Raw genomic sequence first — 21,534 nt, forward strand, 5'->3', positions numbered from 1 at the left:
TCAGCGCTGCAACAGCACCTGTTGCAGCGAGGGCAGCAGCACCCGGTTGCCATGCGCACTGAGATGATCGCCATCGAAGAACAGCGGCCGCCCATCGCGCTGGGCTGGACATAACGCGTCGTCGCACAGCACCGGCATCGGGTCCCACAGCACGCCACCTGGCAGTCCATCGACCACCTGCTGCAGGCTGCCCAGCATGGGTGCCCGCAACGTTTCCATCGCGATGCGCGTGCTGTCCAGGCCGTTGCGGCAGACCTCGTTGCGGGCATTGAAGCGGTCCGAGCAGCGATAAGGAGGCGCTGGCAGCACTGGCTTGGGCGCCTCCAGCACGATGCGCACGCCACGCTCGGCCAGGGGTCTCCACTGCGCGACCGCCTCGGCCACTTCGGCGTCGCGTCCTGCCGCGGCCTCTGCCGTCAGTTCGCCCGCCAGCTGCGCCTGCGCATCGAACAGCACGAACTGATCGGAAAGGCGTGGCACGCGCAACGACACCAGCACCACGGCATCCCCCGGCTGCGCACGCCGCGCGATATCGGCGAACACCGCGGCGTCGAAATCAGCGCAACCGGCACCGGCACCGCGCCACTTCTGCAGGCTCACCTGCGGGCATCCGCCGCGGCCATAGAGGGAGACCGCCGAGCCGGTTTCCAGGGCCAGTCGCTGCAGCAGTTCGATGTAGGCCATCGCATGCGAATCACCAGCAACGAACACCCGCTTCGGCGCGCCAATCGGTAGCGGGCGGTCGCAGTCTCCACGCGCAAAGGTGCGCGCACTACCGCCTTCGAAACGATGCTTGGCGACCACCAGTGCGCACTCGGGATAGTCACCGGCCACGCTCTTGCCATTGGGGTACCAATCGGCCGGATGCCGGCTGACCGTACTCAACGACAGCCGCGGCGCCTGCAGGTAGAGCACTGTCTGGATGCCGGCGGCGCACAGCAGTACGACCGCGCCGGCCAGCACCCAACGCCCGGGACGCAGGCGCTGCGCCAACGTGCCGCGGAACGGCTGTTCCACCCAGCGCCACGACAGCCATGACAGCAGCAGCACCAACGCCATCGCGGCGGTCATCTGCAAGGGTGTCTGCAAGCCCACGGTCCAGCGCATCAGCACGAACACCGGCCAGTGCCACAGGTACAGCGAGTACGACAGCTGGCCGATACGGCGCATCGGGGCGCTGGCCAACAGGCGCGCCACCCATGCCTGCGGATGATGATGCAGCGCCCACAGCAGGCCCGCGGTGGCGAAGGCCGGCAGCACGCCGTCAGGCCACGGTGACCGCCCGGCACGCGCGGACCACAACGCCCACCCCAGCAGGCCCAGCGCCACCATGGCCAGCAGGGAGAACACCGGCGCGGCGCGCTTCAGTGCCTGGCCGGTTGCCGGGTCCAGCGATTCGCGCACATGCAGCAGCTGGAACAGCAGCACGCCCACCCCCAGTTGCCAGAGGCGGGTGCTGGTGGCATAGAACGCCCACGATGGCGGCGCCTCGCGCAGACCCAGCACCGCCGCATGCAGCAGCGACGCCATGCTGACCAGGCCGAACAGGCCCAGGCTGATCCAGCGCCCGCGTGCACCGCGCGCCCAAGCCAGGAACAGCAGCGGGAACAGCAGGTAGAACTGCTCTTCCACGCCCAGCGACCAGGTATGGGTGTAGGGATTGAATTCGGCCCTGGGCGCGAAATAGTCGTTGCCGATCGCTGCCAGCACCCAGTTGCTGAAGCCGAAGAACGCCATCAGTCCGGTCCTGTCACTGGCTTCGCTGAGCCAGGACTCGGGAATGAACAGCACGCTTGCCACGGCAGTCAGCAACAGGCAAGCCAACAGCGCCGGCGCGATGCGACGGATGCGGCGCGCATAGAAGCGCAGCATCGACTGCCCCAGCGACAGCGGCGGCAGCCGGTGTACCGACGCGCTGACCACGAAACCGGAGATGACGAAGAACACATCCACGCCGGTGAACCCGCCTGGCAACCAGGCCGGGTCCAGGTGGAACACGATGACGGCCAGCACGGCGATCGCGCGCAGGCCGTCAATGTGCGGCACGTAGCCACGGCTTGGATCAGCGGTCATCCCTTCCCCCACGGCCGCGACGGCAGCGCGCCCGCGGCGGTCACGCGTTTACCAGACCAGGTCGTCCGGCACCTGGTACTGCGGGTCCGCGTACGGATCTTCCTCGGCCGGCGCATTCGGATCGACCTTCAGCGCCACCGATGCGGCGAACACCGCCTCGCACTGCGCCAGCACCTCGGCGGTCACCAGCAGGTAGCGGCCATTGAGCTGGACCACACCCAGCTCACCGGCGTTGAGCGCGGTCAGCTGTTCGGCGGTTACATAGATGCGCTTGATCTTGCCGCCGTAGGGGAAGTGGCGGGCAATGTCCGCCGCTTCGGCATTCAGGCCCTTGTCCTTCAGCAGTTCTTCCAGCTTGGCCTTGGCCTCGCGGCGCACACGCGCCTCTTCCTGCTTCAGGCGCTCGGTTTCGATGCGCTCTTCCTTTTCCTTCTGCGCGCGGATGGCGTAGGCCTTGGCCAGGTCCATCTCTTCTGCGCTGCGCGGCTTGCGCGGGCCCTGCTGGCCCGGGCCACGCGACTGGCCGGGCTTGCCCGGGCCGCCATGGCCAGGACCACGACGCTGGCCGGGCTTGTGCTCGCCCTTGCCAGCGCCCTGCGGCTTTCCATTGCCGTTGCCACCCTTGCCCTGCGGGCGGCCGTCACGGCGGGGGCCATCATTCTTGCGCTCTGGCTTGGGCGCAGGCTTGAAGCCCAGGCCCATCAGCTGGTCGCGGAGGGTATCGCTCATAGGATTCGGATCAGTAGTGCGGCGGCGGCGGTTCGCTCGCCGGATCGGAAGAATTCAGCGCGTTGCGGACCTTGCCCAGATCTTCCAGCAGCACACGCAGCACGTCGGCGTTGCGCATGCCCTGCATGCGGGCATCGGCCAGCGCATCGCTCAGTTCGGCCAGCGCCTGTTCCTGGAAGGACACGCGCATTTCCAGTTCGACCAGGCGCGCTTCCAGCGCCTGCTCGCGTTCGGTTGGCAGCAGATCAGACATGCAGCGAGCGCCCCCGGCCAATGCCGTAATACGCCAGGCCCGCTGCTTCCACGTCCGCCGGCTCGTACAGGTTGCGGCCGTCGAACACCACCGCGTCCTTCAACTGCTCGCGCAGCGTCTGGAAATCGGGGCTGCGGAACTGCTTCCACTCGGTCACCACGACCAGTGCATCGGCGCCCTGCAGCGCCTCGTTGGCATTGCTGCAGAACACCAGGTCATCGCGTTCACCGAAGATGCGCTGCGCCTCATGCATCGCTTCCGGATCGTAGGCACGCACCGTCGCACCGCCTTCCCACAGTTGCGCCAGCAGGCGTCGGCTGGAGGCTTCGCGCATGTCGTCGGTGTTTGGCTTGAATGCCAGGCCCCACACGGCAAAGGTCTTGCCACGCACGCCTTCGTCCTCGCCCTTGTCGTAATGGCGCTGGACCAGGGCGAACAGATGGCCCTTCTGCGCATCGTTGACCGCTTCCACGGCGTTCAGCAGTTTAGGCTCCAGGCCGGCCTGCTGCGCGGTGCGGGCCAGCGCCTGCACATCCTTGGGGAAGCACGAGCCACCATAGCCGGCGCCCGGGTAGATGAAATGCCAGCCGATGCGCGGATCCGAGCCGATGCCCTGGCGGACCTGCTCCACATCGGCGCCGACACGTTCGGCGATGTTGGCGATTTCGTTCATGAACGAGATCTTGGTCGCCAGCATCGCGTTGGCGGCGTACTTGGTCAGCTCGGCCGAGCGCACGTCCATTTCCACCACGCGGTCGTGGTTGCGGTTGAACGGTGCATACAGGCGCCGCATCACCGCCACCGACTCGGCGCTGGTCGCACCGATGATGATGCGATCCGGACGCATGCAGTCGGCAACGGCGTCGCCTTCCTTCAGGAATTCCGGGTTGGACACCACGTCGAAGGCGATGTCGGCGCCACGTGCCGCCAGCTCTGCTGCAATGGCGGCACGGACCTTGTCGGCGGTGCCCACCGGCACCGTCGACTTGTTGACCACCACGGTCGGCACGCTCATGTGCTGGCCGATGGTGCGGGCCACGGCCAGCACGTACTGCAGATCAGCGCTGCCATCCTCGTCCGGCGGCGTGCCGACAGCGATGAACACGACCTGGCCGTGGCCGATCGCGGCTGCGGCATCGGTGGTGAACGTCAGCCGCGACGCGGCGTGATTGGCCTTCACCATCGGTTCCAGGCCCGGCTCATAGATCGGGATGATGCCCTGGTTGAGGCCATCGACCTTGGCCTGGTCGATATCGACGCAGACCACCTGGTGGCCGACATCGGCCAGGCAGGTACCGGTCACCAGCCCTACGTAACCGGTACCGAAAATCGCAACGCGCATGTCCGTGCTGGCTCCGTGGTCGCTTACGGCAGGACGCCCAGCAGCTCGACGTCGAACGTCAGAGTCGCGTTCGGGCCGATCGGGCCACCCGGGGTGCCGTTCTCACCGTAGGCGAGCTCGCCCGGGATCCAGAAGCGGTACTTCGAACCGACCGGCATCAGCGCGACGCCTTCGGTCCAGCCCTTGATCACCTGGTCCAGGCCGAACTCGGCCGGCTGACGACCATAGGAGCTGTCGAACACGGTGCCGTTGAGCAGCTTGCCTTCGTAGTTCACGCGCACCTTGCTGCTCGGCAGCGGACGCTCGCCGCTGCCCGGGCGGATGACCTGGTACTGCAGGCCCGACGGGGTGGTTACCACGCCCGGCTGGGTCTTGTTCTTGGCCAGGAACGCATTGCCTTCCTCGCGGTTGGTCTGCGCGGCAGCGGCGGCCTTGGCCTGCATTTCGGCCTGCTTGCTGCCCATGAACGCCTGGATGGTGGCGGTCGCGTCAGCTTCCGTCATCTTCGGCTGACCCTTGCTCAGGCCGGTGCTGATCGCGTCAAACAGCGAGGCGACGTCGATGTCGTCCTTCAGCTGTGCCAGCGACGGGCCGACCGAGTAGGAACCGATCATCTGCGACACCTTGACGCGGTCGACCTTCGGCGGCTGCGAACCCGGCGCCATGCCCGGCACCTGCTGCCCACTGCGGGCCATCACGACCTGGCGCAGCGCGGCATCGGTGGCCTTGGCCTGTTCCTGGGTAATCTGCGGCTGCAGGCCTTCGAACGAACGTTCCACGGCGGTGCGCAGCGCGGCCACATCGATCTCATCGGCGATCGGGGTGAACGACTTGGCGACGTCCAGGCCGATGGCGTAGCCCAGCTTCTGCTTGGGGGAATTCAAGGTTGCGGTCTCCTTGGCGGCTGCGGGGGCAGCCGGTTGTTGCGACAGAGCGACACCCGAAGTGCCCATCGCCAGAATCAGAACCGACGCCGCGGCGCCGCGCATTCCCATCTTCATTCGCTGCATTCCTGGAAGTGTCTGGGCGCCGACGTCGGCGCGAAAAGAAGCATTGTCGCACGCATGCCGTCGATGTCGAGGCATCCGTGCCGGATATCAATGCGTAGGAGCGACGGCCAGCGCCTTGTCGATGGCGGCGGTCAGCTGTGGATCGTCCGGCGTCACCTTGCTGGCGAACTGGGCGATGACCTTGCCATCGCGGCCGACCAGATATTTGTGGAAGTTCCAGCCCGGCGCCACGCCGGTGGCTGCGGTCAACCGCTGGTACAACGGCGTGGCCTCCGCACCGACGACGTGCACCTTCTCGAACATCGGGAACTTGACGCCATAGGTAAGCGTGCAGAAATCCTGGATCTGCTTCTCGTCACCCGGTTCCTGGCCCTTGAAATCGTTGGACGGGAAACCCAGCACGGCAAAGCCGCGGCCGGCATAACGCTTCTGCAGCGCCTCCAGGCCTTCGTACTGGGGGGTATAGCCGCACTTGCTTGCGGTATTGACCACCAGCAGCACCTGCCCGTGGTAGCGCTGCTGCAGGTTGACCTGCTGCTTGCTGGCCAGCGGGCGATAGTCCAGGTCCAGCAGATCGGCCGCCAGCACGTGGGCGGAACCGGCCAGGCCGGCCACCAGCAGGGTCAACAGGGACAGGCCGCGCAGTCGGCGCGGAACAACGGTCGGCAGGGGCATCGAAAGCAGTCCGCGGTAGCCATTCACAGGGCCGGCCGATAGCGGCCGGGAATCGGCCGAACTATAGCACCGGGCTCCGTTGCCCCTTGTTGCGGCGGGTGCCGGCGGCTTTGCGTGGCGTGGCCTTTCCCGGGAGGACCCACCCTCAACGGCGCAGGGATGACATAGCATGGACAACGCTGAATGGAAGGCAGGGCGTGATCGCCCCGCGCGACAATTCCATTTCCCTTTTCAATCAAGGGGATAAGGGGATATTTCAGCGGCTTGACCACCCCTGCCATCAGTTGGGCACGGCAAGGGGTTGCACGTAGGCGTGCCGGTGTTATAGTTGCATACAACACCAGTCACCTGAGACAGGGGGAGCCATGAACGCCCGGATCCGTCGCAACCTCACCGCACCCGCGGCCGCTGCCGTTTCGACCCTGATCGTGCTGGCCTGGCTGGCCATGCCAACCGCCCCCGCCTCCGCCGACAGTGCGCAGGATGCATCCGTTTCGCCGGCCGGGAACGCCGATTCCTCCCCCCCTCCCCCGCGTCGGCTGCACAGCTCCCTGTCCATGCCGTATTTCTCGTTCGCACAGCCGCTGACCCCACGGAGCTGAATATGAGCGACATCCAGTGGAGCGACGGCGCTCCCATCTACCGTCAGTTGAAGGAGCGCGTGATCGCCATGATGCTCGACGGAATCCTCAAGCCGGGCGATGCCCTGCCTTCGGTGCGCCAGGTGGCCGCCGACTACCAGCTCAACCCCATCACCGTTTCGCGCGCTTACCAGGAACTGGCCGATGAAGGCCTGGTCGAGAAGCGCCGCGGCCTGGGCATGTTCATGACCGAGCAGGCGGCCACGCAGCTGCGCAGCAGCGAGCGCGAGCGCTTTCTCAATGAAGAATGGCCGGCGGTGCTGGAGCGCATCCAGCGCCTGGGCCTGAGCCTCGACGAATTGCTGCCCCAGGGGAAAGTCTGATGAATAGCACTGCAAGTGAACCGGTCATCACCGCCCGAGGCCTGCGCAAGGCCTACAAGACCACCGTGGCCCTCGACAATGCCAGCTTCAGCATTCCGAGCGGGCGCATCGTCGGCCTGATCGGGCCCAACGGCGCCGGCAAGACCACCGCGCTGAAGGCCATCCTTGGCCTGACCTCGGTGGAAGGTGAGTTGAGCGTGCTCGGCCGCGACCCGCGGCAGCACCGCGACGCGCTGATGAACGACATCTGCTTCATTGCCGACGTCGCCGTGCTGCCGCGCTGGCTGAAGGTCCGCGAAGCGATCGATTTCGTCGCCGGTGTCCATCCGCGCTTCGACCGTGCCCGCTGCGAGCGTTTCCTGGCCAACACCAAGCTGCAGCCGAAGCAGCGCGTGCGCGAACTGTCCAAGGGCATGATCGTGCAGCTGCACCTGGCGCTGGTGATGGCCATCGATGCGCGCATCCTGGTGCTGGACGAGCCCACCCTGGGCCTGGACATCCTGTACCGCAAGGAGTTCTACCAGCGCCTGCTGGAAGATTATTTCGACGAACAGAAGACCATCATCGTCACCACCCACCAGGTGGAGGAGATCGAGCACATCCTCAGCGACGTCATGTTCATCCGTGATGGTCGCATCGTGCTCGATGCAGAAATGGACGATGTCGGCCAGCGCTACACCGAGCTTCTGGTCAACGCCGACCAGCTGGAGACCGCGCGTGCGCTGAAGCCGATCGACGAGCGCAGCCTGACGTTCGGCAAGACCGTAATGCTGTTCGACGGTGTGCCGCGCACCCAGCTCTCCACCCTTGGCGAGACCCGCAGCCCGGGCCTGGCCGATCTGTTCGTCGCCATCATGAAGGGGACCTACGCATGACTGCCGTCAACCACCCCGTCAGCCCGATGGGCACCCTGCGCTGGCTGCTCAAGCGCGAGTACTGGGAGAACCGTGGCGGTTTCCTGTATGCGCCGCTGATCGCCGGCCTGATCTCGCTGGTGATGAGCACCGTCGGCATCGCCTTCGGCCTGTTTGCACTGAACCGTGCAGCACGCAACGGCGCACTGCATGTCGACGGCGAGAGCGTGAACATCAACGGCCTGGACCTGGCCCTGCTGACCCGCGACATCAGCGCCAAGGACCTGGCCGACCTCGGCAACGGCCTCGACCTGACGCTGGTGCTCAGCTCGGCCTGGCCGTTCCTGGTGCTGGCCTTCGTGGTGTTCTTCTACTGCCTGGGCGCCCTGTACGACGACCGTCGCGACCGCAGCATCCTGTTCTGGAAGTCGCTGCCGCTGTCGGACACCCAGACCGTGCTGTCCAAGGTGATCAGCGCACTGGTCGTGGCCCCGCTGATCGCGGTGATCGCCGGCATCATCACCATGTTCGGCTTCATGCTGGTGATCAGCATCGTCGCGCTGATGCACGGTGGCAGCCCGATGACCCTGATCTGGGGCCCGGCCAGCCCGTTGACCCTGGCCGCCGGTCACCTGGCCTGGATTCCGGTCTACGCCCTGTGGGCCCTGCCCACCGCCGGCTGGCTGCTGCTGTGCTCGGCCTGGGCCCGTACCAAACCGTTCCTGTGGGCGGTGATGCTGCCGCTGTTCGCCGGCGTCATTGTCAGCACTACCAAGGTGATGCCGTTGATCGGCCTGACCACCGGCTGGTTCTGGCAGAACATCGTTGGCCGACTGCTGCTGGGCGGCGTGCCGGGCACCGACCTGGTGTATCGCCTCAGCGCCGAGGAAGGCACGCGTCGCGATCTCGAATCGGTGGTCAGCCTGATGTCCCCGGCCTCGCAGCTGAAGTCGCTGGCGATGCCGGAACTATGGATCGGTGCCGCCGTCGGTGTCGTGTTCATCGTCCTCGCCATCCGCCTGCGCAAGCGCGCCGGCGAGATCTGATTCCATCCACCCGGAGGCACCACCCATGCGTTCCCTGCTCGCCTGTTCTGCGTTGTTGCTGTTGCCTCTGTCGGCGCTGGCCGCCGATGCTCCGAACTGCAAGTTCACCGCCGCCCGCACGCTGAAGCTGGATGTGTCCGGCGCCAAGGCGGTGGTGCTGGAGGTGAACCAGCATGACCTGAAGGTCGTCGCCAGCAAGGGCGGTGGCCAGCTCGATGGCCGCGCCTGCGCCTCCAGCCAGGAATGGCTGGACCAGCTGGTACTGGAGCAGCGCAGGGAAGGCGACAAGCTGGTCGTCAGCCTGCGCCGCGACGGCCGCCACAGCGGCATCAGCCTGGGCAACAGCTATGCGTGGCTGGACATCCGTGGCAGCGTGCCCGACAACCTGCCCCTGCAGCTCAAGGTCGGCTCCGGCGATGCCAGCATGGACAACGCCCAGTCGCTGAGCGTGGACGTCGGCTCGGGCGACGCGATCGTTCGCGGCACCCGCGGCAGCATCCACGCAGCGGTGGGTTCGGGTGACCTGGACATCGACGGTGGCGGCTCGCTGAACCTGCTGTCGCTCGGCTCCGGCGACGTCAAGGCGCGCAACATCGGCGGCGATGCGGTCACCGGCACCGTCGGCTCCGGTGACCTGAAGATCAGCGATGTCCGCGGCAACGCCCGGCTGGACACGGTCGGTTCCGGCGACATCGGGTTCAAGCGCGTGCAAGGCAACGTCGAGGTCGGCGTGGTCGGCTCGGGCGATGTCGATCTGTCCGACATCGGCGGCAACGTGCACGTGCGCAGCCATGGTTCGGGCGACATCCAGGTCGACGGCGTGCGCGGCAGCCTGACCGTCGACCACAGCGGCAGCGGCGATGTCGGCCACCGCAACGTCGGCGGCACGGTCACCCTGCCCCGCAACAAGTAACCGCCACCGGACCAATTCGAGGGAGTTGCCATGAACCTGCTGCGCCTGCTGCCTGCCACCCTGCTGTGCCTGCCGCTGATCGCCTGCGGCGGCACTTCTTCCACGCCCGACAAGACCGTCGGCAAAAGCGTCGCCGAAGCCACCAGCGGCGTCGGCCAGACCGTCAAGGAGGCCATGGTTGATGCCCGCAAGGACATCACCCAGGGCAACATCAACATCTCCGCCGACAAGCAGCCGCGTGCGGAGATCACGCCGGATGGCCACCTGCTGATCGACGGCAAGGACGTGCCGGCCAACGAGGCCCAGCGCCAGCGGTTGCTGGAGTACCGCGGCCACGTCGTCGCCATTGCGATGGACGGCATGGATGTCGGCCTGGCCGGCGCCAAGCTCGGCGCCAGCGCTGCCGGAGAGGCACTGAAGGGCATCTTCAGCGGCGACAGCGAAGGCATCGAGAAGCGGATCAACGCCGAGGCCGAGAAGATCGAAGCCCAGGCCAAGCGCATCTGCAACCGCTTGCCGGCGATGCTGGCCAGCCAGCAGGCACTGGCGCGCGAGCTGCCGGCGTTCAAGCCCTACGCAACGATGGACCAGAGTGACGTCGACGACTGCGGCAAGGACACCGTGGTCAAGCGCTAGGCCTGTGACAGATCAGCGCACCCGGCCGGCAGCGGCGTCCCGCTGCCGGCCGTCGTGCGCCGGCCGGCTTACAATGGCGGCCCCGGAGGCCCCCGAACCGAATGCCATGAAGAAGTTGTTCCTGCTGCTGGCCGCCCTGCTCTGCCTGGGCCTGGTCGGCTGTGACAAGGATTACCGCAACCACCGCGCCGAGCGCGGCAAGCCAAAGATCTCCGTCAGCGAAGGCATGGTCACTGTGCGTCGCCCGCCGGCGCCGAACATCATCATCCTCGGCGATGGTTCGATGAAGGTGGACGAGATCCAGATTCCGCTGGACGAGGCACAGAAGCAGATGCTGCAGACCATGTTCGGCAAGCTGCAGGTGCTGCGCCAGAACACCCTGGTCGCCGCCCCGGCCGATCCCAACATGCAGCCGGTGAAGATCCAGCCGCCAGAAGGCATGGAAGTGATCCCGGCCGACCTGGTCCAGCGCATCCCCGAGTTCAAGGACTACACCGACACCTTCGGCAACATCGTCGCCGACCGTCGCTGAAAAAACGCCGCCCCTGGGCGGCGTTTCCTCTTGTAGAACCGAGCCCATGCTCGGCCCAGGTCCAGGAAGCAACCGAGCATGGGCTCGGCCCTACGACCGGCAGATCAACCGCCGCCGCCACCGCCCCCCGCGTGGATGCCACCGGCAGTCAGTGCGGCCGGGTCCAGCAGGCGGCGCAGCTCTGCTTCATCCAGGCCACTGTCCTCCAGCGCGACATCCAGCACCGGACGCTGCTCCTTGTAGGCACGCTTGGCAATCGCCGCCGCCTTCTCGTAGCCGATGATCGGGTTCAGCGCGGTGACCAGGATCGGGTTGCGCGCCAATGCTTCGGCAACGCGATCCTCACGCACCTTCAGCCCGGCAATCGCGCTGTCGGCCAGCAGGCGCGACACATTGGCCAGCAGGCCAATGCCATCCAGCAGGTTCACCGCGATCAGCGGCAGGGTGACATTGAGCTGGAAGTTGCCGGTCTGCCCGGCCACGGTGATCGCGGTGTGGTGGCCGATCACCTGCGCGCAGGCCATCACCGTCGCTTCCGGAATCACCGGGTTGACCTTGCCCGGCATGATCGAGCTGCCCGGCTGCAGCGCCGGCAGTTCGATCTCGCCCAGCCCGGCCAGCGGACCGGCGTTCATCCAGCGAAGATCGTTGGCGATCTTGATCAGCGCCACCGCCAGTGCATTGAGCTGGCCCGACAGTTCCACCGCGTCATCCTGCGCGGCCAGGCCCTCGAACTTGTTCTCGGCGCTGTCGAACTTGAACCCGGTCTGCTGCTTCAACGCCTTGGCCACCTGCGCGCCGAAGCGCGGGTCGGCATTGATGCCGGTACCGATGGCGGTGCCGCCCAGCGGCAGCCGGCGCACACGCTTGAGGCTGTCTTCGATGCGTTCCTGTGCCGAGGCCAGCTGTGCCGACCATGCGCCGAACTCCTGCTCGAAGGTCAGCGGCATCGCATCCATCAGGTGCGTGCGGCCGGTCTTGACCACCTTGCGCAGGCTGCGGCCCTTCTTGTCGAGGGTCTTGCGCAGGTGCACCAGCGCCGGCAGCAGTTGCTCATGTGCCGCCAGTACCGCCGATACGCGCAACGCGGTCGGGATCACGTCATTGGAGCTCTGCCCCTGGTTGACGTGGTCATTGGGGTGCACCGCGGTCTTGCCCGCCTTGCCGGCACGGTTGGCCAGGGTGGCGATGACCTCGTTGGCATTCATGTTCGAGGACGTGCCAGAACCGGTCTGGTAGACGTCGATCGGGAACTGCGCGTCCCAGGTGCCGGCGGCCACTTCGGCGGCAGCGGTCTGGATGGCCTTGGCCACGCTCTTGGGCAGATGGCCCAGCTCGGCGTTGACGCCGGCGGCAGCGCCCTTGACCAGGCCCAGGGCACGGATGAAACCGCGCGGCATGCGCTGGCCCGACACCGGGAAATTCTGCACGGCACGCTGGGTCTGCGCGCCCCACAGGGCGTCGGCAGGCACCTGCAGCTCGCCCATGCTGTCGTGTTCGATTCTGAAACCCTTGCTTGCAGCTCTGCTCATTGCATCAACTCCGCACTACTTCAGTTGGGGAAAGGGAAGCGGCGGCTGGCAGGGTGTCGCTTCCCGGGCTGGCGGCTGCGCCAACGATACTCCCTTGCCCGCAGCGTGGGATGACGAGGACGGGCCAGATCGTTCCGTCCGCAGGGCCGTTGTGCGTGCGCAAGGGTAGTGCCGGCCGCTGGCCGGCAAGCCATGGCGGCGTGGGCCGAGCGTGGTTGCCGGCCAGCGGCCGGCACTACCTGACCGGCACGTCGTAGAATATCGGCCCCGCCGCTCGTCCCAGCCCTGCCGACATGTCCGATTCCGCCCTGCTCGCCCTGTCCCCGCTCGATGGCCGCTATGCCGGCAAGGTCGACGCCCTGCGCCCGATCTTCTCCGAGTACGGCCTGATCAAGGCCCGCATCACGGTCGAGGTGGAATGGCTGCTGGCCCTGGCCGCCGAGCCGGGCATCGTCGAACTGGCCCCGTTCTCCGACGCTGCCATCGCCCGCCTGCGCGCGCTGGCCGCCAGCTTCAGCCCGGCCCAGGCCGCGCGCGTGAAGGAGATCGAGCGCACCACCAACCATGACGTCAAGGCGGTGGAGTACTTCATCAAGGAACAGCTGAAGGACGACGCCGAGCTGGCCCCGGCGCTGGAATTCGTGCATTTCGCCTGCACCAGCGAAGACATCAACAACCTCAGCTACGGCCTGATGCTGGAACAGGCGCGCCGCGAGGTGCTGTTGCCGACCCTGGACGGCATCGCCAGCACCCTGCGCACGCTGGCCCACGCCGAGGCTGGCCAGCCGATGCTGTCGCGCACCCACGGCCAGACCGCCTCGCCGACCACCCTGGGCAAGGAACTGGCCAACGTGGTCGCGCGCCTGGAGCGCCAGCGCCGGCAGATTGCCGCGGTCGAACTGACCGGCAAGATCAACGGCGCGGTGGGCAACTACAACGCCCACATCGCCAGCTACCCGGACGTGGACTGGCCAGCCTTCGCCGAGCGCTTCGTGACCGGCCTGGGCCTGGTGTTCAACCCGTACACCACGCAGATCGAGCCGCACGACAACATCGCCGAGATCGGTGATGCCGCACGCCGCGCCAACATCATCCTGATCGACCTGGCCCGTGACATCTGGGGCTACGTTTCGCTGGGCTACTTCAAGCAGCGCCTGAAGGAAGGCGAAGTTGGTTCGTCGACGATGCCGCACAAGGTCAACCCGATCGATTTCGAGAATGCGGAAGGCAACTTCGGCATCGCCAACGCGCTGTTCGAGCACTTCAGCGCGAAGCTGCCGATCAGCCGCTGGCAGCGTGACCTGACCGATTCCACCGTGCTGCGTGCGCTGGGCACCGCGTTCGGCCACAGCCAGGTGGCACTGGATTCGCTGGCCAAGGGCCTGGGCAAGCTGGAAGTGAACCCGCAGCGCCTGGACGCCGATCTGGACGCAGCCTGGGAAGTGCTGGCCGAGGCCGTGCAGACGGTGATGCGCCGCCACGGCCTGCCGAACCCGTACGAGCAGCTGAAGGCGCTGACCCGCGGCCAGGGCATCACCGCCGAGTCGATGCGTGCGTTCGTGCAGGGGCTGGAGCTGCCGGCGGATGCGAAGCAGCGCCTGCTGGAGATGACCCCGGGCAGCTACACCGGCCTGGCTGAGTCGCTGGCGAAGAAGATTTAAGGGGTTTGCTTGCGGCGGCGGCCGCGGGCGCCGCCTGCGGCAGGCAACGGCAACGGCAACGGCAATAGCAACGTCAAGAGCGGCTCTGGATTGCTGCTAGCTGGGTGGGGCGGGAGGGGCCAGCGGGACACGCCGTGAACCCATCCATGGGGGCTCGATGGCGCCATCCATGGCGCCAACGGTCCCGCTGGCCCCTCCCGCCCCACCTCTGGCAGATTCCCGGTGACGGATCGAAGAGCATTGGGTTGTCGGGACGGAATTTGAAAGAGGGACGCGGCTTCGCCGCGTCCCTCTTTTGTTTTGGGATGAGCAAGCGCAGCGCGCGACCCGCTGTTGCCTTTGATCTTCTTCTTTCCATTCCGTGGCGGGCCGCGCAGGAAACTGTCAGGGGCCGGGCGGGGTGGGTTCGCGGGACCGTTGGCGCCATGGATGGCGCCATCGAGCCCCCAGGGACGGGTTCACGGCGTGTCCCGCGAACCCACCCCGCCCGGCCCAGCCCATGAAGCCAGCGCTTTGCGCGACCAACCACCCCGCCACGAGGGGCTCCGCCGTTGGCCGGACACCCCGCGACAAACCCGCGCACGTGCGCAATCCCGGCGAACGGCGGACAATGGAGATCTCAGGCGGCCCGCTGCGCCGCCCCTCCCGCTTTCCGCTGCAAGGATTCCCCCATGGCCGCCCGCAAGTCCTCCGCCCCCCTCATCGAAGTCACCGCCCGCCCTGGCCAGCCGCTCGGCATGGCGCCGGCCACCTTCCTGCGCGACTTCTGGCAGAAGCGCCCGCTGCTGATCCGCAATGCCTTTCCGGATTTCCAGACCCCGGTACAGCCGGAAGACCTGGCCGGGCTGGCCTGCGAGGAAGGTGTGCTGGCGCGCCTGATCGAGCACGACAAGGCCCAGGACGGCTGGCGCGTGCGCACCGGCCCGTTCCAGGAAGACGTGTTCCCCGCCCTGCCCGACCACGACTGGACCCTGCTGGTGCAGGACGTGGACAAGTGGGACCCGGACGTGCGCGCCCTGATCGAGCACTTCAGCTTCCTGCCGCGCTGGCGCATGGATGACGTGATGATCAGCTTCGCCGCCACCGGCGGCTCGGTCGGCGCCCATGTCGACCAGTACGACGTGTTCCTGCTGCAGGCCCACGGCCACCGCCGCTGGCAGATCGATGCCAGCGAATCGATCAAGGGCAGGCAGCCGCCGCTGGGCTTCCGCCCGGACGTGGAGCTGAAACTGCTGAAGGTGTTCAAGCCCACCCACGACTGGGTGCTGGCGCCGGGCGACATGCTGTACCTGCCGCCGAACGTGCCGCACCACGGCGTCGCCGAAGACCCCTGCCTGACCTTCTCGTTCGGCATGCGTGCGCCGTCTTCTGCCGAGCTGATCAGCGACTATCTGGACACCCTGATCGCCGATGCCGATGAGAACATCCGCTACCAGGATGCCGACCTGAAGGTGCCGGCCGATCCGAACGAGATCGACACGGTGGCGATGGCACGGGTGATCACCGCCCTCAACGCCATCCGCATGAATGACCCGGACAAGCTGGGTGACTGGTTCGGCCGCTTCATCACCACCTACCGTGCCGCCGGCGAAGTGATGGCCCACCAGGCCGCGCCGGCCGCGGAGGAAGTGGTCGAAGCGCTGGCGTCGGGCATGCTGCTGCAGCGCCACCCGTGGGCCCGCCTGGCCTGGCGCCGGGCCAAGCGTGGCGCCAGCCTGTATGTCAGCGGCCAGGACTTCGCGCTGCCGGTGAAGGACGCGCAGCGCCTGGCCGGCGCCGAGCAGCTCGACGCCGCCGCCTATCGCGGCCTGTCCGACAAGGGCCGTGCCGTGGTCCAGCAGCTGCTGGTCGGGGGTGTGTTCCAGCTGATCGACCCGAATGAGGTGTACGAGGCCGAAGACGAGGAAGACAGCGAGGATGCCGTGGTGCTCGGCGAGGTCGTCGAAGGCCGCGACCGCGTCGAGGCGATCGACGCCGACGCGGTGTCCGACGATGTCCACTCCGTGACCGTGCACGACGACGGTATCGAGGTCATCGTCAACTTCGAGGACGACGACGAAGACGACAGCACCGGCCGGGCCTGAGCCATCGTCATGATCCGGGTCCAGCAGGTCAGCCACGCCGACGCCCACGTTGCCATCCACGACGTGCGCCAACGCGTGTTCGTGCAGGAACAGGGCATCGCCGCCGAGCTGGAACGCGATGCGCTGGACCCGGTCAGTGCCCATGTGCTGGCGCTGGACAGTGACGGCCAGCCGGTCGGCACCGGCAGGCTGGCTCCGGACGGCCGCATCGGCCGCATGGCCGTGCTGGCCACCCATCGCAGCAACGGGGTCGGCGAGGCCCTGCTGGCGGCCCTGGTCGAAGCCGGGCGCCGGCTCGGCCTGGCCGAACTGCACCTGCACGCCCAGCTGCCCGCGCGCGATTTCTATGCACGCCAGGGCTTCCTGCCCGAGGGCGAGGTGTTCGAGGAAGCCGGCATCGGACACCAGCAGATGCGCCGCCGGCTGGGCGTGGCCAGCGCCATCGACAGCCGAGCCGAGGCGGTGGCGATCACCACGGCCATCATCCACCGCGCGCGTCGCCAGCTGTGGCTGCACAGCCGCCAACTGGACCCGGGGCTGCTCGACGCGCCCCCGGTACAGTCCGCCCTGCGCCGCTTCGTCACCGCCCGCCACGACAAGCAGTTGCGGGTGATCGTGCACGACGCCGCCGCGATCGCGTCTGTCGGGTCGCCGCTGCTGGCGCTGGCCCAGCGCCTGCCCAGCGTGATCCAGTTCCGCGAGGTCAGCGATCCGGTCGACCGCGCGCTGGCCTCGGCCTGCCTGCTCAACGATGCGGGCGACTTCTACTTTCGTCTGATCGGCCATCGCCTCGACGGCGAGGCCGGCATCGCGCTGCCAGCACGTTCGCAGCCGTTCGAGCAGCAATTGCAGCGTGTCTGGGACCGTTCGCGCATCTGCAGCGAACTGCGTGCGCTCGGCATCTGAGTCGGCACAGCCGACCGAACCTGTCTGGAACCGGCATCGGCGGACGCGGGATACCTGTGGTGGTGCCCCTTCGTGTCCGGTTGGGGGTACAATTTGGCTGTTTGAACGCGCCCGCGCAGGGCTATTCATCTTCCTGCCGGGTCCTTCTGAAGCCATACCCCACAAAGCGAATCAACACCCTCCATCGTGGACAATCAACTGAAGCAGTTTGCGCAATCTTCGCAACTCGCCGGCGGCAACGCCTCCTATGTCGAGGACCTGTACGAGCAGTACCTGGTCTCCCCGGATAGTGTCGATCCCAAATGGAAAACCTACTTCGACGGCTTCAAGGGCCGCGAAGCAGGTGACATTCCGCACTCGGCCGTCATCTCCCACATTGCGGACGCGGCCAAGGATGCGCTGAAGGCCGGTACCGGTAACGGTGCAGGCGACGAGCGCGAGCGCAATGTCGGTCGTCTGATCACCGCCTACCGTTCGCGCGGCCACCTAGACGCCCGCCTCGATCCGCTGGGCCTGGCCGCACCGGTCAACACCCCGGATCTGGGCCTGCCGTTCCACAGCCTGTCCGATGCCGACCTCAACAGCGAGTTCAGCACTGGCGGCGTCGGCGGCCAGCCGCGCATGAAGCTGCGCGACCTGCTGGCACGCCTGAAGGCGACCTACACCGGCTCGATCGGTGCGGAGTTCATGCACATCTCCGAGGTCGAGCAGCGCCAGTGGATCTACAAGAAGCTGGAAGCCGCCGGTGGCAACTACCAGCTGGACGCTGACACCCAGCGCCGCACCCTGGAGCGCCTGACTGCGGCCGAAGGCCTGGAGCGCTACCTGCACACCAAGTACGTCGGCCAGAAGCGGTTCTCGCTGGAAGGCGGCGATTCGCTGATCCCGATGATGGACACCATCATCCGCAACGCCGGCAAGGATGGCGTCAAGGACGTGGTGATCGGCATGGCCCACCGTGGCCGCCTGAACGTGCTGGTCAACACCCTGGGCAAGAACCCGCGCAAGCTGTTCGACGAGTTCGAAGGCAAGTTCGAGCACGACGAGCACGCTTCGGCCGGCGACGTGAAGTACCACATGGGCTTCTCCGCCGACGTCGCCACCGATGGCGGCCCGGTGCACCTGGCGCTGGCGTTCAACCCGTCGCACCTGGAAATCGCCGACCCGGTCGTGGCCGGTTCCGTGCGTTCGCGCCAGGAGCGCCGCAAGGACACCGCACGCAAGCAGGTCATGCCGATCCTGATCCACGGCGACGCGGCCTTCTCCGGCCAGGGCGTGGTCATGGAACTGTTCCAGATGTCGCAGGCCCGCGGCTTCGCCGTCGGCGGCACCGTGCACATCGTGGTCAACAACCAGGTCGGCTTCACCACCTCCAACCCGCTGGATACGCGTTCCACGCGCTATGCCACCGACGTGGCGAAGATGATTGCCGCCCCGGTGCTGCACGTGAACGGCGATGACCCGGAAGCAGTGGTGTTCGCCGCACAGCTGGCCTTCGAATTCCGCCAGACGTTCGCCAAGGACGTGGTCATCGACCTGATGTGCTACCGCCGCTGGGGCCACAACGAGGCCGACGAACCGGCGATCACCCAGCCGCTGATGTACCAGGTGATCCGCAAGCACCCGACCACCCGCGAGATGTACGCCGAGCAGCTGGAAAAGGCGGGCGTGATCGCCGCCGGCGCCGGCAAGGCGATGGTCGATGCCTACCGCGAGAAGCTGGACGCCGGTGAAGTGACCACCGAGCTGGCCAAGGTCGAGAAGACCCCGCCGAGCAGCCCGCTGTTCGTCGATTGGCCGAAGCTGCTGGAAGGCAAGCTGTCCGACCCGGTCTCGACCAAGGTCGAGAAGAACAAGCTGGTCGAGCTGGCCAAGCTGATCAACACCATTCCCGATGAAGTGCAGCTGCACTCGCGCGTGGCCAAGGTCTATGACGACCGCCGCAAGATGGCCGCCGGCGAGATCCCGGGCGACTGGGGCTTTGCCGAGAACCTGGCCTACGCCACCCTGCTCGACGAAGGCCATGCACTGCGCCTGGTCGGCCAGGACGTGGGCCGCGGTACGTTCACGCATCGCCACGCGATCCTGCACGACCAGAAGACCGACAACTACTACATGCCGCTGCGGCAGCTGGTGGATTCGCCGGAGAAGGCCACCGTCATCGATTCGCTGCTGAGCGAAGAAGCGGTGATGGCCTACGAGTACGGCTTCTCCACCACCGATCCGAACACGCTGTGCATCTGGGAAGGCCAGTTCGGCGACTTCGCCAACGGTGCCCAGGTGGTGATCGACCAGTTCATCGCCGCCGGTGAAGCCAAGTGGGGCCGCATTTCCGGCCTGACCCTGCTGCTGCCGCATGGCTATGAAGGGCAAGGCCCGGAACACAGCTCGGCGCGCCTGGAGCGCTTCCTGCAGCTGTGTGCGCTGGAGAACATGCTGGTGGTCGTGCCGTCGACCCCGGCCCAGGCCTTCCACATGCTGCGTCGCCAGCTGCACATGACCACCCGCAAGCCGCTGGTGGTGATGTCGCCGAAGTCGCTGCTGCGCCACAAGCTGGCCGTGTCGACCCTGGACGAGCTGGCCAACGGCGAGTTCCAGCACCTGATCGGCGACGCCAACGCAGACGCCAAAAAGGTCAAGCGCGTGGTGCTGTGCTCGGGCAAGGTCTATTACGACCTGCTGGAGGACCAGATCAAGCGTGGCCAGGACGACGTGGCGATCATCCGCGTGGAGCAGCTGTATCCGTTCCCGCGTGCGCTGCTGGCGGCCGAACTGAAGAAGTACGGCAAGGCCACCGACGTGGTGTGGACGCAGGAAGAACCGCAGAACCAGGGCGCGTGGTACCAGATCCGCCACCACCTGCAGTTCTGCCTGGCCGATGGCCAGAACCTGCACTACGCCGGTCGCGCACGTTCGGCCTCGCCGGCTGCCGGTCACATGGCTGACCACGTCCGCGAGCAGCAGCAGCTGATCGCCGACGCACTGGTCAACCCGTTCAACGACACGTTCGCTGAATAATCCTCCCCCTATTTAGAAGACAAACCAGGAAGCTCCCGCAATGGCCACCGAAGTCAAAGCCCCGGTACTGCCCGAATCCGTCGCCGACGGCACCATCGCCACCTGGCACAAGAAGGTGGGCGACGCCGTCAAGCGCGACGAAAACCTGCTTGACCTGGAAACCGACAAGGTCGTCCTGGAAGTGCCGTCGCCGGTCGACGGCGTGCTGAAGGAAATCAAGTTCGCCGAAGGCTCGACCGTGACCTCCAGCCAGGTCGTGGCGATCATCGAGGAAGGCGCCGTTGCAGCTGCTCCGGCACCGACCGCCGAGGCCGCTCCGGCCGCTGCTCCGGCCGCCGCCGCTCCGGCTCCGGCCGCTGCCGCTGCGCCGGCCCCGGCCGCCAAGTCGGCCGCCGATGCGCTGCCGCCGGGCGCCCGCTTCACCGCCATCACTGAAGGCGTGAACCCGGCCGATGTCGACGGCACCGGCCGTCGCGGCGCGGTCACCAAGGAAGACATCGTCAACTTCGCCCGCAACGGCGGCGCCGGCAAGGCCGGTGGCGCACGTCCGGAAGAGCGCGTGCCGATGACCCGCATCCGCAAGCGCATCGCCGAGCGCCTGATGGAGTCGAAGAACTCCACCGCGATGCTGACCACCTTCAACGAAGTCGACCTGTCCAAGGTGTCGGCGGCGCGCAAGGAACTGCAGGACGAGTTCGTCAAGGCACACGGCATCAAGCTGGGCTTCATGAGCTTCTTCGTGAAGGCCGCCGCCAACGCGCTGCAGCGCTTCCCGCTGGTCAACGCCTCGATCGACGGCGACGACATCATCTATCACGGCTACTCGGACATCTCGATCGCCGTCTCGACCGAGAAGGGCCTGGTCACGCCAGTGCTGCGCAACGTCGAGCGCATGTCGTTCGCCGACATCGAGAAGACCATCGCCGACTACGCCAAGAAGGCCCGTGACGGCAAGCTGGGCCTGGAAGAACTGCAGGGCGGCACCTTCACCGTGACCAACGGCGGCACCTTCGGTTCGCTGCTGTCGACCCCGATCATCAACCCGCCGCAGAGCGCCATCCTGGGCATGCACGCCATCAAGGAGCGTCCGATCGCCCAGAACGGCCAGGTCGTGATCGCGCCGATGATGTACCTGGCGCTGTCCTACGACCACCGCATCATCGACGGCAAGGACTCGGTGCAGTTCCTGGTGGACATCAAGAACCAGCTGGAAAACCCGGGCCGCATGCTGTTCGGCCTGTAAGACACCTCCCGCCCCTCCGCGCCTGCGCGGAGGGGTTCTGGTAATGCATCAAGGAATAATTCA

Annotated in this window: 18 protein-coding genes; 11 read left to right on the top strand and 7 right to left on the bottom strand. The window is 66.8% G+C overall.

All coding sequences use genetic code 11. The features are described 5' to 3' along the window. The 6 genes from AC5P98_RS12760 to AC5P98_RS12785 all read right to left on the bottom strand — a co-directional run bounded on the left by AC5P98_RS12760 (position 1) and on the right by AC5P98_RS12785 (position 6,082). Positions 1-2,073, bottom strand: coding sequence for an acyltransferase family protein (locus AC5P98_RS12760; protein ID WP_049408563.1), 2,073 nt, complete (start codon positions 2,071-2,073; stop codon positions 1-3). A 48-nt stretch (positions 2,074-2,121) separates the two neighbouring features. Beyond that, positions 2,122-2,802, bottom strand: coding sequence for a DUF2058 domain-containing protein (locus tag AC5P98_RS12765; RefSeq protein ID WP_049408561.1), 681 nt, complete (start codon positions 2,800-2,802; stop codon positions 2,122-2,124). A 10-nt stretch (positions 2,803-2,812) separates the two neighbouring features. Continuing rightward, on the bottom strand, positions 2,813-3,055 hold the full coding sequence (locus tag AC5P98_RS12770) for a SlyX family protein (protein WP_005410256.1): 243 nt from the start codon (positions 3,053-3,055) through the stop codon (positions 2,813-2,815). Further along, complete coding sequence (locus tag AC5P98_RS12775) at positions 3,048-4,397, bottom strand: UDP-glucose dehydrogenase family protein (RefSeq protein WP_032962083.1); 1,350 nt, start codon at positions 4,395-4,397, stop codon at positions 3,048-3,050. The genes AC5P98_RS12770 and AC5P98_RS12775 overlap by 8 nt, the downstream gene beginning before the upstream one ends. 23 nt (positions 4,398-4,420) lie before the next feature. Further along, on the bottom strand, positions 4,421-5,398 hold the full coding sequence (locus AC5P98_RS12780) for an FKBP-type peptidyl-prolyl cis-trans isomerase (RefSeq protein ID WP_032962085.1): 978 nt from the start codon (positions 5,396-5,398) through the stop codon (positions 4,421-4,423). Between the two features lie 96 nt (positions 5,399-5,494). Then, a complete protein-coding gene (locus AC5P98_RS12785) occupies positions 5,495-6,082 on the bottom strand; it encodes a glutathione peroxidase (protein ID WP_014647689.1) in 588 nt (195 codons plus the stop codon). A gap of 604 nt (positions 6,083-6,686) precedes the next feature. Between AC5P98_RS12785 and AC5P98_RS12790 the strand changes: the two genes are divergently transcribed. From AC5P98_RS12790 to AC5P98_RS12815, 6 genes are all read left to right on the top strand, one after another. Continuing rightward, positions 6,687-7,046: a GntR family transcriptional regulator gene (locus AC5P98_RS12790; protein WP_005410261.1), complete on the top strand. Its 360-nt coding sequence runs from the start codon at positions 6,687-6,689 to the stop codon at positions 7,044-7,046. After that, positions 7,046-7,921: an ABC transporter ATP-binding protein gene (locus AC5P98_RS12795; protein WP_014647691.1), complete on the top strand. Its 876-nt coding sequence runs from the start codon at positions 7,046-7,048 to the stop codon at positions 7,919-7,921. The genes AC5P98_RS12790 and AC5P98_RS12795 overlap by 1 nt, the downstream gene beginning before the upstream one ends. Continuing rightward, positions 7,918-8,946 (top strand): ABC-2 transporter permease, encoded by a 1,029-nt coding sequence (locus AC5P98_RS12800; protein WP_046431579.1) that lies wholly within the window; start codon positions 7,918-7,920, stop codon positions 8,944-8,946. The genes AC5P98_RS12795 and AC5P98_RS12800 overlap by 4 nt, the downstream gene beginning before the upstream one ends. Positions 8,947-8,971: 25 nt before the next feature. After that, positions 8,972-9,859 (top strand): DUF4097 family beta strand repeat-containing protein, encoded by an 888-nt coding sequence (locus AC5P98_RS12805; protein WP_049408555.1) that lies wholly within the window; start codon positions 8,972-8,974, stop codon positions 9,857-9,859. 30 nt (positions 9,860-9,889) lie between these two features. Then, the gene (locus tag AC5P98_RS12810; protein WP_049408554.1) at positions 9,890-10,495 is read left to right on the top strand and encodes a YggN family protein; all 606 of its coding nucleotides are present in this window, start codon (positions 9,890-9,892) and stop codon (positions 10,493-10,495) included. A 106-nt stretch (positions 10,496-10,601) separates the two neighbouring features. Beyond that, positions 10,602-11,027 carry a hypothetical protein gene (locus tag AC5P98_RS12815; RefSeq protein WP_014647695.1) on the top strand — a complete coding sequence of 142 codons (426 nt, stop codon included), beginning with the start codon at positions 10,602-10,604 and terminating at the stop codon, positions 11,025-11,027. A gap of 104 nt (positions 11,028-11,131) precedes the next feature. On the opposite strand, the gene AC5P98_RS12820 is transcribed toward AC5P98_RS12815, so the two are convergent. Then, complete coding sequence (locus AC5P98_RS12820; RefSeq protein WP_049408551.1) at positions 11,132-12,559, bottom strand: class II fumarate hydratase; 1,428 nt, start codon at positions 12,557-12,559, stop codon at positions 11,132-11,134. A 293-nt stretch (positions 12,560-12,852) separates the two neighbouring features. Between AC5P98_RS12820 and purB the strand changes: the two genes are divergently transcribed. The 5 genes from purB to sucB all read left to right on the top strand — a co-directional run bounded on the left by purB (position 12,853) and on the right by sucB (position 21,471). After that, positions 12,853-14,220 (top strand): adenylosuccinate lyase, encoded by a 1,368-nt coding sequence (gene purB, locus AC5P98_RS12825; protein WP_014647697.1) that lies wholly within the window; start codon positions 12,853-12,855, stop codon positions 14,218-14,220. A 671-nt stretch (positions 14,221-14,891) separates the two neighbouring features. After that, the gene (locus AC5P98_RS12830; protein ID WP_049404574.1) at positions 14,892-16,304 is read left to right on the top strand and encodes a ribosomal protein uL16 3-hydroxylase; all 1,413 of its coding nucleotides are present in this window, start codon (positions 14,892-14,894) and stop codon (positions 16,302-16,304) included. A gap of 9 nt (positions 16,305-16,313) precedes the next feature. Next, entirely contained in the window at positions 16,314-17,210 is an 897-nt protein-coding gene (locus AC5P98_RS12835; RefSeq protein ID WP_049418813.1) for a GNAT family N-acetyltransferase, read from the top strand. 186 nt (positions 17,211-17,396) lie between these two features. Continuing rightward, a complete protein-coding gene (locus tag AC5P98_RS12840) occupies positions 17,397-20,228 on the top strand; it encodes a 2-oxoglutarate dehydrogenase E1 component (RefSeq protein ID WP_014647701.1) in 2,832 nt (943 codons plus the stop codon). Between the two features lie 40 nt (positions 20,229-20,268). After that, positions 20,269-21,471: a dihydrolipoyllysine-residue succinyltransferase gene (gene sucB / locus AC5P98_RS12845; RefSeq protein WP_014647702.1), complete on the top strand. Its 1,203-nt coding sequence runs from the start codon at positions 20,269-20,271 to the stop codon at positions 21,469-21,471. The last annotated feature ends 63 nt before the right edge of the window (positions 21,472-21,534 follow it).

The organism is Stenotrophomonas sp. YJH_SMC_135, assembly GCF_059372355.1.